Origin of the sequence: Pseudomonas cedrina subsp. cedrina, assembly GCF_001983175.1 — a bacterium.
Lineage (GTDB): Bacteria > Pseudomonadota > Gammaproteobacteria > Pseudomonadales > Pseudomonadaceae > Aquipseudomonas > Aquipseudomonas cedrina.
The window spans coordinates 420,938-431,695 of the sequence record NZ_MNPW01000007.1 but is presented as its reverse complement, the minus strand read 5'-3'; the positions used below and the strand labels follow the sequence as shown (position 1 = coordinate 431,695).

Genomic DNA, 10,758 nt, shown 5'->3' with positions numbered 1-10,758 from the left:
CAATGAAACAAGGGACATCAGTTCAACGATGGTTGAGAACAGAAGCTCACGCGGATATTGCCGCTGACGATGTTCTTCGAACACCTGATCGACCCATTCGCCAGGAACGACCTGCTCCAGTATCACTCTGGTCATGACACTGGCCGGTGCTTTTTTCTCAAACCGCGCTAGAACTTCTGCCCACATCGCTTTCGTCACCCTGACTGGAGTTTTGGGGGATTTTATCAAAGACCTTGAAAGGGCTGGCCCTTACGGCGGGTCACTTTTTGAAGAGCGCAAAAAGTAACCCAAAACGCATCGCCCCACCACTCGGTGCCTCGCCTAGGCTCGGCATGCCCGTAATCCGACATTGATTTGGGGGGCCGCCGCCACGCGCCATCCATGGCGCGGGGCGGCTAAACCGGCGTCCTGCCGGTTTACCCCCCAAATCAATATCGAATTGCGGCCAGCGTGGTTGACGGGGCGCCTCAGATCAAGATCAAAAACAAAGCGCGGCGGCCTTAGAGCCGACCGGTATTCATGTTGAACTCGGTTCAAAATGTGGGAGCTGTCGAGCCCCAGCGAGGCTGCGAAGGCGGCGGCACTGCTGGCATTTTTTTCGCCTGACCCACCGCTTTCGCAGCCTCGCTAACGCTCGACAGCTCCCACAGGGAGATTGGTCAACTGAAAGTTCTGTAGATACCCATGGCCATCGCAGGCAAGCCAGCTCCCACATTTGAACCTCGTAGGGCTTGGAGTCGAGGTCAGTCGGCAAAACTGCGATCAAAAAAATAGATCTCTGCGGGCCTCAGCATTTCCACCGTCGCCTGGGGCCTGCCGCCTTCACCGTGCTTCTTGCGCCCGGTCTCGCGCAAATACCCCGCCTCGGCCAGCTTGAGCAAACGCTGGCGAATACTGGTCTTCAACACCGGCCGCTCCAGCACCAGCGAAAAGATCGTCGTCGCTTGCGGCGCGCTGAATTCATCGCCCAGGAACATCAGCGGCAAGCTGCTGTACAGGGACTTGGAAAACAACCGCTCCTTGACCGCCGCCACAATGTTGTTGTGATCGAAGGGCAACTTGATGCCGCCGTCGGCCACCGCCGTCAGCGAAAACCAGCCCTGGTGCTCGGCCAATTCCACCTCATCGCTCACGATCGCCAGGTAGTAGGTGGACGATGACCAGCAGCGCGGATCACGAAACGCATCCCCTACGGTGCCGACTTGCTCGCTCCAGGCCAACGCCAGCCCGACCTTGTCGCTCGCGCGCAACCGCTCCACGGCATCCTTGAGGCTCAAATCTTGCACGCCGCCGTTGACGACTACGCCCGGTAGCGCCCAGTGCCCGGCGAACGGTTCGGCCTCGCGCTTGTTCAGCAGCAGCTTCAGTTCCCCGTCCGCGCGGCAATAAAACAGCACGCACAGGTCAACGGTATGGAGGTAGGCGCTCAGTGGCATGGGATGTCCTTCTAACAGCGGTGGGGCATAGTCTAACGAATCGAGCAGATATGTCATGTACTTGCTCCCAGGCAGATATCCAAATGTTTCTTGCAATGAAAGTACATGACGTGTACTTTTGTTTCCAGGCCACAGGAGAACGCCATGACCCTCGCGAAAACCGCCATTGCTTCATTCGACGTCGACGCCCAGAAGAGCTTTACGCCGCTGTGCTCCGATGAGTTGCCTGTAGCCGGTGGCGACCTGATTGGTGCCGAGCTCAACTACATGGCAAGTCTGGCCGGCCATCGCGTCGGCAGTAAAGACGCCCATACGCCGCACGCCCCCTGGGTGGTGAGCCAACACAGCGCGATGCTGCAACCCACCGGCCTGGCCCACGCCGATGTGACCTGGGTGAGCCACTGCGTGCCCGGCACCGAAGGCTTCACCTTGCTGGACGAATTGCCCACGCCTTATGACTACGATTACTTCATCTGGAAAGGGGTCGAACCCGACCTGCACCCCTACGGTGCCTGCTACCACGACCTGCACGACAAGCTGTCCACGGGCGTGATCGAGTACTTCAAGGCCCAAGGCGTCAGCCGCGTGATCGTCGGCGGCCTGGCCTTGGACTACTGCGTCAAGACCACCGCGCTGCAACTGCTCAAGGCTGGCCTGGAAGTGGTCCTGCACCTGCCGGCGTGCCGAAGCATCACCGAGGAGGGCGGCGTACAGGCTGTCAATGAGTTGCTCAAGGCCGGTGCCGTCATCAGCAGCACCCGCGAAGAACTGGCCGCGATGGCCACGCGTTAAGGAGATACACCATGGAAAGTGCATACGACTACCAATCCCCGGTCATCCAGGGGCTGCTCGACACCGACTACTACACCTTCACCATGATGCAGGCCGTGCTGCACCAGCACCCCAACGTCGATGTGGAGTACAACTTCATCGTCCGCTCCAGGGAAAAACTGGGGCACTTGATTCCGCAATTGCGCGACGAGCTGGAAAAGCTCGCCGGCCTGAACATGCGCGAAGGTGAACTGCGCTTTCTGTTCAACCCACGCTTTCGCGAATACCTTACCCCGGACTACGAGCGCTTCCTTGGCCTGTTCCGCTTCAACCTGCGCTACATTCACGTCAGCGAAGTCGACGGCCAACTGAACATCCGCGTGGTCGGCCCGATGCTGCACTGCATCATGTTCGAGCAACCGGTACTGGCACTGGTCAGCGAGCTGCGCAACCGCGACAAATACCCCGACGTGACCCTGGAAGACGTTACCCGCAAGCTCTACCAGAAGTTCGACTGGCTGGAGAAAAACCTCAGCCGCGAGGAGCTGGCCGACTTGCGTGTCTCGGATTTTTCCACGCGGCGGCGCCTGTCGTTCAAGGCCCAGCGCGAAGTGGTCGATATCATGCGCCGCGACTTCCCTGGTCAGTTCCTCGGCACCAGCAACGCGCACCTGGCCTATGAGTTCGACCTGCCGCTGATCGGCACCATGGCCCACCAATGGCTGATGGTGCACCAGCAACTGGGCCGTCTGCGCGAAAGCCAGAATGCCGCCCTGGAAAACTGGGTGCATGAATACCGTGGCCGCCTGGGGATGGCCCTGACCGACTGCATCAGCACCGACTTTTTCCTCAAGGACTTCGACCTGTACTTCGCCAAGCTGTACGACGGCCTGCGCCAGGACTCCGGTGACCCTATCGTCTGGGCTGACAAAGTCCTGGCCAGATATAAGGAACTCGGCATCGACCCCATGACCAAAGACCTTATGTTCTCCGATGGCCTGAACTTCGAAAAATGTTTGCCGATCCTGCGTCACATTCGTGGCAAGGCTCGGTTCGGCTTTGGCATGGGCACCAGCCTGGCCTGCGATGTGGAGGGCGTCGAGCCGCTGAGCATCGTGATGAAATTGGTCAGGGTGCACGGCGAGCCGGTGGTGAAATTTTCCGATGATCCGATCAAGAACGTCTGCGAAGACCCCTCGTTCTTGCAGTACGCAGCACAAGTGTTCAACGTTGGCAGTGTGGAGGTATGACATGCAAACCCAGGACCGTATCGCTCAGGAATTGAATATCGACCGCTCGCTGGTAAAAGGTCGCGAGCCCCATGAAATCCAGCGCCGCGTCGACTTTATCAAGGACACCCTGCGTCAATCCGGCTGCAAGGCCCTGGTGCTGGGCATCAGCGGCGGGGTCGACTCGTTGGTGGCCGGGCGCCTGTGTCAGCTGGCGGTGGAGCAACTGCGCGCTGAAGATTACCCAGCGCGTTTTATTGCCATGCGCCTGCCGTACAAGAGCCAGGCGGACGAGCACGATGCGACAGCCTCCCTGGACTTTATCCGCCCAGACCAGACCGAGACGTTGAATATTGCGGCGGGCGTCGACGGGCTGATGTCCAACCTGTCTGTGCCGGACGTCAGCGCCGAGCGCGTGGATTTCATCAAAGGCAACGTCAAGGCGCGAGCGCGCATGATCGCCCAGTACGCCGTGGCCAATTTGCACAACGGCCTGGTGGTCGGCACCGACCAGGGCGCTGAAGCCTTGATGGGGTTCTTCACCAAGTTCGGTGACGGCGCCTGCGACCTGGCGCCGCTGTCCGGCCTGACCAAAAACCAGGTACGCCTGTTGGGCGCGAGCCTCGGCGCTCCGGCGAACCTGGTCGGCAAGCTGCCCACCGCCGACCTGGAAGAGCTGGCGCCGGGGAAAGCGGATGAGCTGGCGTACGGCTGCACCTATGCAGACATCGACGCGTACCTGATGGGCGAGCCGGTGAGCGAGCGGGTGAGGGCGATCGTCGAGGAGGCGTACAACAAGACAGCGCATAAACGAGCGCTGCCTTTTGTGCCTTAGATTTTGAGTCCAGCTCTTTTCAGGTGGCGAGGCGACCCCGAGCCCCCCCCGAGTGCGGCCTGCGGGAACCGTATTTCCGCTCGTGGCCACAGAGGGAATGTTGATCCGGCAACTAGTCGGTTCGGGTTGACAGCTATCGATTCCAATCTCTGAGGTCTTTGCCATGTCCTACGTGAATTTCCGTCAGGAAACGCCTTTTTGCGGTGATTTCAGCCTGCCCTGCGAGCAGCCCAGAGCCGCCTGCGATAACGGTAGCTGGCGCGCGCCCAACTCAGTGGTCGCGCGGGATTTCGCGGCTAATTTCGATTATTTCCAGAGCGCTGACAGTGGTTTTGTCACTCAGCAAACCCTTCAGCACGCCGCTGGCCGGCCACTGTCCGGTAATGCATTCGATAATCGCATGACGGAGTTGGCACGGGAAATTCTCAGCCGTCCCGAGTTGAACTGCATGCTTGATTCAATCAACCACGGCGGTTCGGCAGATGGGTTGATCAGCATGGGCGACGTGACGCGCACCATTGATCACTGTGAACAGCAGGAAGCGCCGCCCATGCGTGAATTTCCCGGGCGTTACAGCGGCGCCATGAAGCGCCAGCGCCTGGAAAACGAATATGCGCCCCAACGCGACTGGCAACAGCCCGCTTTCTCGGCGCCGCGTTACGCTGATGAAACCCCCTGGAGCAGTCCGATGTCAGCGTCCGGGCAGCGTCCCTATGCAAACGACAGCAAGCAAGAACTCCTCGATAAGATCCTGGCGCGTTTCAGTTCATTTGAAGACCCGAACTCCCCAGGGCTGATCACCGATAAATCGCTTAATGCCGTTGCCAGCGGTTACCGCCTGGATGGTCAGCCCGCCACGCAAGCCGAAAGAGATCTGGCCAATGAGCTGCTGGAGCGCGGTGATGTGTTCAAGGAGCTTGATCGAAGCAGCATGGGCGTACTCGACGGGGCTTTCTCCAGGGGTAACCTGGATTTCTCTTCAAACAAATACCGGAATATGAGTGACCATGATCTGATTCAGGGCGTAAAGGATAACTTCAGGCAATACACCGCCGGCGCCGACGATCAATACATCAATGTCAATGAGCTGAAGGAAGCTGCCGGGTTAACGCCATCGAACCGTACGTTCAGCACCGAAGCACGGGAGTTGGCCACTCAATTACTGAACCGTCCCGGTCTTTTGCGTGACTTGGACATCGGTACCAACAACCAGGGCGGGCCGGGCTACGAAGACAAACGTTTCGATATGGATAACATCAACTTCATACTCGATAACGGGCGCGTCTCTGTCTGATACACGCCCACATGAGCATCGCGGGCCTCACGCCACGTTGAAAAATGCCACCCTGGTGCTCAACCGATCCGCCAGCTCCACGAGTTCCTGATTGGCGCCTTCCACCACTTCGGAGCCGGCCGCCGACTGCACGGTAGAGCCGTGAATGCGCGTGACGTTCTGCGCGACTTCTTCAGCGGCGGCGCTCTGCTGCACCGAGGCACTGGCGATCTGTGCGTTCATCGCATTGATCGCCCCCACTTCCTGGCTGATCTTGCCCAGTGCCACTTGGGAGTCGCGGGTCTGCACCACGGTGACCTGGGCCAGGTTGCGGCTGCGCTGCATGATATCTGCGGCGTCCTGGGTGCCGCTTTGCAGCTTGCCGATCATGTCGCGGATTTCCTGGGTGGATTGCTGGGTGCGCGTCGCCAGGGAGCGTACTTCATCGGCCACCACCGCAAATCCTCGGCCGTGCTCGCCGGCGCGGGCGGCCTCAATCGCGGCGTTCAGCGCCAGCAGGTTGGTCTGGGCGGCGATGGCGTTGATCACTTCAATCACGGTTTCGATGCTCTCACTGTCGCTGGACACCTGATTGACCCGGTGGGTAGCCTGGTCGAGGATCGTCGCCAGTTCCTCGATTGCCACTGTTACTTCGCCCACCAGACGGTGGCCGCTGTCGACTTCCGCGTCGGCCAGGATGGTCGCCTTGGACGCGGCGGACGCGTAGCCCGACACCTCGCTGACCGAGGCGGCCATTTGCGTGATCGCGGCCGCCACATGCTGCGCTTCGCTGGTCTGCAGGGTGATCTGCCGGCGGTTATCGCTGGCAACCGACAACAAGGTGACCGAGGAGTGGCGCAGGGCCTGGGCCGCCGAACGTACTTCAGTGATGGTGTCGCCCAGGCGCGCCAGGGCGTTTTTCAGCAGGCCCATCACGCTGTCGGGGTAGCGCGTTTCGATGGGCTGGTTCAGCTCGCCATTGGCCAGGCGGCGGATTGCCTCGGCGACTTCTTCGGGCTCGGCGCCAAGGGTGGCCTTGACCTTACGGATAATCAGGAGTGAAACCAGCACGCTCAAGATAATCGCGGCGGCGCTGGCCAGCACCATCAGCAGAGCAAAGTGGCTGGCGGCGGATTGCACCGTATCCAGGCGTTGCCTGATTTGCGCTTCTTCGAAGTCGATCAGGGCGTTCACACGCCCAAGCCACTGGGTGTAGTCGGCGGACGCCTGCGTCAGCAGCAGGTCCTGAGCACCGGCGAGGTCATTATTGCGACGCAGGTTGATCACCCGTTCGGTGGAGGCCAGAGCCTGGCGCTCGATGGCCTTGATATCGCCCAACAGGCGGGTCTCTTCGGCGCTGGCGGCGCTGCTGCCCAACAGGCGATCCATCATCACGGCGGAATCCTGGTAATCGCGCTTGAGCTGGTCGATCTCGGCCAGGTGAAGGTTGAGCGCCGCTTCATCCTTGACCAGCACCGCATCGCGAATGGCGATGGCACGGTTGTGGACGCTGCCGCGGAAATTGATCGCGTAGCGCTGCACCACGGCAGCCTTTTCACCGACATCCTTGAGTGTGCTGTCGATAAAACCCACACGTTGGATACCGACGGCGGTGATCAGCACCAGCAGCGAGAGGGTGGACGCGAAGCCCAGGCCGATACGCATCGCCAACGAGACAGGGTTTTTCATGGGGAGCTCGATAGTCAGGAGAGTAGAGGTGATGGCTAAAAGCTATCTATGCGGCGAAATCTAAAGCTCCGCCGGGTACGCGTCCAATCAGTAAATACTGAAACCGCTATTGAGCGAATTGATGGAATAAAATCGCGCGGCCTTAGCGACGTCGCTTCCGCGCAACGGAGTGAGCGGGGATGCCTTAAAGCACAGGAACATAGGATCCAATTACGGTATAACCCTCGCACGCTTTAGTTTTCCGAGGCCCGGTTTTTTCATGCAAAGCCCCCTGCAACGACCCCTGTGGCAGATCTATCTGATCTTTCTGGCACCCATGGTGCTGTCCAACTTCCTGCAAAGCTTTTCCGGCACCCTCAACGGCATTTATGTCGGGCAAATGCTCGGCACCCAGGCGTTGGCGGCGGTGTCGGGGATGTTTCCCATCGTGTTCTTCTTTATTGCGCTGGTGATCGGCCTGGGGGCGGGTGCGTCGGTGCTGATCGGCCAGGCCTGGGGTGCGCAGGAGACAGGGATGGTCAAGGCGATTACCGGCGCCACCCTGACGTTGGGGGCGCTGGTCGGGGTGATTGCCGCAGTGCTGGGCAGCTTGTTCGCGCGTCCGGCCCTGCAGGCATTGGGGACGCCGGTTGATGTGTTGGACGACGCGGTCGGCTACGCGCAGAAGATGATGCTGATCATGCCGCTGCTGCTGGTCTTTATTCTCTACACCCAACTGCTGCGCGGCGTCAGCGACACAATTTCGCCATTGCTGGCGCTGATGGTCTCGACCCTGGTTGGCCTGCTGCTGACCCCGGCGCTGATTCGCGGCTGGGTTGGCCTGCCGCCCATGGGCATCCAGAGTGCGGTGTATGCCGGGTTAGTGGGTAACGCCTTGGCGATGCTGTTTTTGGTCCTGCGCCTGCGCCATAAAAGCCATGTAATGGCGCCGGATCGCGAATTGCTCGCGGCGTTGCGCCTGGACCGCGTCATTCTCGCAAAGGTCCTGCGCATTGGCTTGCCCACCGGCCTGCAAATGGTGGTGCTGTCGCTGTCGGAACTGGTGATTCTCGCCCTGGTCAACGGCCACGGCTCCCAAGCCACGGCGGCGTACGGCGCGGTGACGCAGATCGTCAACTACGTGCAGTTCCCGGCGCTGTCGATTGCCATCACCGCCTCGATCCTCGGCGCCCAGGCGATCGGCGCCGGGCGCGCGGAACGTATCGGGCCGATCCTGCGTACCGGGTTGTTGATCAATATGGGCCTCACCGGTGGCCTGATCGTGCTGGGGTACCTGATGTCCCACTGGCTGCTCGGCCTGTTCATCACCGACGAAGTGGCACGGGTCAACGCCGAGCACCTGCTGCACATCATGCTGTGGAGCATCCTGATATTCGGCTTCCAGGCCGTGGTCGGCGGGATCATGCGCGCCAGCGGCGTGGTGTTGATGCCCGTGGTGATCTCGATCTTCTGCGTGCTCTGTGTCGAGCTGCCGATGGCGTACCTGTTAAACGCTCACTTCGGGCTGGAAGGGGTGTGGATGGCGTTTCCGGTGACTTACCTGGCAATGCTGGCGTTGCAGACCGCGTATTACCGATTGGTGTGGCGGCACAAGCAGATCAAGCGCCTGGTGTGATAAAAGGATGCGCACTTAAGGACAGAAGGCTTCCGAGTCATGGCAAACCCCTACGCACAATTGTTCCAGGTTCCTGGCGCCCGGGCTTTTGTGCTGGCGGGCATGCTGGCGCGCATGCCGGTATCGATGACGGGCATCGGTGTGATCACCATGCTCTCGCAGGTCCATGGCGGTTACGGCCTGGCCGGTTCGGTGGCGGCGGTGTTTGCCCTGGCCACGGCGCTTTGCGCGCCACAGGTATCCAGGCTGGTGGACCGCTACGGCCAGGGCCGGGTGCTGCCGATTGCCGCGTTGATCGGCGGCGGGGCTTTGTTGATGTTGCTGCTGTGCACCCGTTTGCAGGCGCCGGACTGGATGCTTTTCCTGTTCGCCGCGTTGGCCGGTTGCATGCCGAATATGTCAGCCATGGTGCGGGCCCGCTGGACCGAGTTGTACCGAGGCCAGCCCAAGCTGCAGACCGCATTTGCCCTGGAGTCGGTGCTGGATGAGGTGTGCTTCATCGTCGGCCCGCCGATTTCGGTGGGGCTGAGTGTCGTGTTGTTCCCGGAAGCAGGGCCCTTAGTGGCAGCGCTGTTGCTGGCCGTGGGCGTCACCACGTTTGTAATGCAGCGCGCGACCGAACCTGCTGTGCATGAGCATCAGGCCCATCACGGTCGTTGGTTGATCGCTTCGCCTTCGGTGCTGATCCTGATGATCCTGCTCTTGGCCATGGGCGTGATTGTCGGCGTGGTGGACGTGGTCAGTGTCGCCTTTGCCCAACACCAGGGCCAGCCGGCGGCGGCGAGCATCGTGCTGTCGGTGTATGCCGTCGGCTCCTGCCTGGCCGGGCTGGCGTTCGGTACCCTCAAATTCAAGGCGTCGTTGCCCCGGCAGTTCCTGTTTTGCGGCGTGGCCACGGCGTTGACCACCTTGCCGTTGCTGCTGGTCACAGACATTCCCGGGTTAGCGGTGGCGATCTTTATCTCCGGGCTGTTCTTCGCGCCGACCCTGATCGTGTCCATGGCCCTGGTGGAGCGGATAGTGCCCGCCAGCCGCCTGACCGAAGGCATGACCTGGCTGATAACCGGTCTCAGCATCGGCGTGGCCATCGGTGCCGCCAGCTCCGGTTGGATGATCGACCACTTTGGCGCCACCAGCGGGTTCTGGGTCGCGCTGGCAGCGGGGACGGTGGTGTTGGGCTCAGCGGTCTTGGGGTTTCGCAGGTTGGACTGACTCAGCCAATCGCCGGACAGGCATCGGCACTGTGGTGCTGCAGAAATTCATTCAACGCCTGGCGGGTCAGGTCGTTGAGCGTCACCTTCTTACGGGCCGCCGCCAGCGCCGCCGCCAGGTGCAGGTCGTGGCCGACCCGGACATTGAAGGAGCCTTTGCAAGGCTTCTCCGGTGTGTGTCCCAAGGTCTGGCAGGTGGCGAGATAGTCATCCACGGCCTCGCGAAAAGCGGCGTCCAGTTCGGCGACGGTTTTACCTTCGTAGCTCACCAGCGCCTTGATGAACAGAATCTTGCCGAACAGGCAGTCGTCTTCGAGGCTGGCTTCGATAGAGCCGATGTAGCCTTTGTGTTTCAGTTGGTTGTTCACTGAATCAGTTCTCCTGATCTCAATTGCTCAATGATCTGGCGCCGAATGTAGTGTTTCAGTTCGTTGCCAGGGTGGGGCCTGTGCAGCGTGATCATTGCACTGGGGTCACCGATGTCGAACTTGACGCGGCTTCCAGCCCCCTCAATCTGTGTGTAGCCGAGCCAACGCAACAGCGTTACGAGCTCGGGCCAGGTAAATGCCATGTGCTCGTTAAGCAATTTGGCCAGCAGCTTTTCATTTTTGGACACGGCGATCCTTGCCTGTAACTAAATGTAGTTGCAAAAAGTGGTGTTCGTCAATCCTAGCTCGGGTTCGGGGGCTTTTCCTGGGA

At 60.5% G+C, this 10,758-nt stretch carries 10 protein-coding genes and 1 pseudogene; 6 read left to right on the top strand and 5 right to left on the bottom strand.

Annotation, left to right across the window (positions count from 1 at the left end):
• Both BLL36_RS30575 and BLL36_RS17205 read right to left on the bottom strand, forming a co-directional pair.
• Positions 1-135, bottom strand: a pseudogene (locus BLL36_RS30575) (IS4 family transposase); the annotation flags it as partial.
• A gap of 608 nt (positions 136-743) precedes the next feature.
• Positions 744-1,436, bottom strand: a complete 693-nt coding sequence (locus BLL36_RS17205) for an NUDIX hydrolase (RefSeq protein ID WP_076952578.1) — start codon at positions 1,434-1,436, stop codon at positions 744-746.
• Between the two features lie 144 nt (positions 1,437-1,580).
• On the opposite strand from BLL36_RS17205, the gene BLL36_RS17200 reads away from it, so the two are divergent.
• The 4 genes from BLL36_RS17200 (at position 1,581) to BLL36_RS31050 (ending at position 5,565) form a co-directional block, all read left to right on the top strand.
• Positions 1,581-2,228 carry a nicotinamidase gene (locus tag BLL36_RS17200; protein WP_076952577.1) on the top strand — a complete coding sequence of 216 codons (648 nt, stop codon included), beginning with the start codon at positions 1,581-1,583 and terminating at the stop codon, positions 2,226-2,228.
• Between the two features lie 11 nt (positions 2,229-2,239).
• A complete protein-coding gene (pncB, locus tag BLL36_RS17195; protein ID WP_076952576.1) occupies positions 2,240-3,457 on the top strand; it encodes a nicotinate phosphoribosyltransferase in 1,218 nt (405 codons plus the stop codon).
• A 1-nt stretch (position 3,458) separates the two neighbouring features.
• Positions 3,459-4,271, top strand: a complete 813-nt coding sequence (nadE, locus tag BLL36_RS17190; RefSeq protein WP_076952575.1) for an ammonia-dependent NAD(+) synthetase — start codon at positions 3,459-3,461, stop codon at positions 4,269-4,271.
• A gap of 163 nt (positions 4,272-4,434) precedes the next feature.
• Positions 4,435-5,565 (top strand): hypothetical protein, encoded by a 1,131-nt coding sequence (locus BLL36_RS31050; RefSeq protein ID WP_169922566.1) that lies wholly within the window; start codon positions 4,435-4,437, stop codon positions 5,563-5,565.
• Positions 5,566-5,592: 27 nt separating this feature from the next.
• Here BLL36_RS31050 and BLL36_RS31705 read toward each other — a convergent pair whose 3' ends face one another.
• A complete protein-coding gene (locus BLL36_RS31705; protein WP_394329495.1) occupies positions 5,593-6,300 on the bottom strand; it encodes a methyl-accepting chemotaxis protein in 708 nt (235 codons plus the stop codon).
• 1,192 nt (positions 6,301-7,492) lie between these two features.
• Between BLL36_RS31705 and BLL36_RS17175 the strand changes: the two genes are divergently transcribed.
• Both BLL36_RS17175 and BLL36_RS17170 read left to right on the top strand, forming a co-directional pair.
• Positions 7,493-8,848 (top strand): MATE family efflux transporter, encoded by a 1,356-nt coding sequence (locus BLL36_RS17175; RefSeq protein ID WP_076952573.1) that lies wholly within the window; start codon positions 7,493-7,495, stop codon positions 8,846-8,848.
• 39 nt (positions 8,849-8,887) lie between these two features.
• Positions 8,888-10,060, top strand: coding sequence for an MFS transporter (locus tag BLL36_RS17170; RefSeq protein WP_076952572.1), 1,173 nt, complete (start codon positions 8,888-8,890; stop codon positions 10,058-10,060).
• Between the two features lies 1 nt (position 10,061).
• Here BLL36_RS17170 and BLL36_RS17165 read toward each other — a convergent pair whose 3' ends face one another.
• Complete coding sequence (locus BLL36_RS17165) at positions 10,062-10,427, bottom strand: type II toxin-antitoxin system HicB family antitoxin (protein WP_076952571.1); 366 nt, start codon at positions 10,425-10,427, stop codon at positions 10,062-10,064.
• Positions 10,424-10,675 carry a type II toxin-antitoxin system HicA family toxin gene (locus tag BLL36_RS17160; RefSeq protein WP_076952570.1) on the bottom strand — a complete coding sequence of 84 codons (252 nt, stop codon included), beginning with the start codon at positions 10,673-10,675 and terminating at the stop codon, positions 10,424-10,426. Before BLL36_RS17160 ends, BLL36_RS17165 begins: the two co-directional genes overlap by 4 nt.
• Between the last annotated feature and the right edge of the window lie 83 nt (positions 10,676-10,758).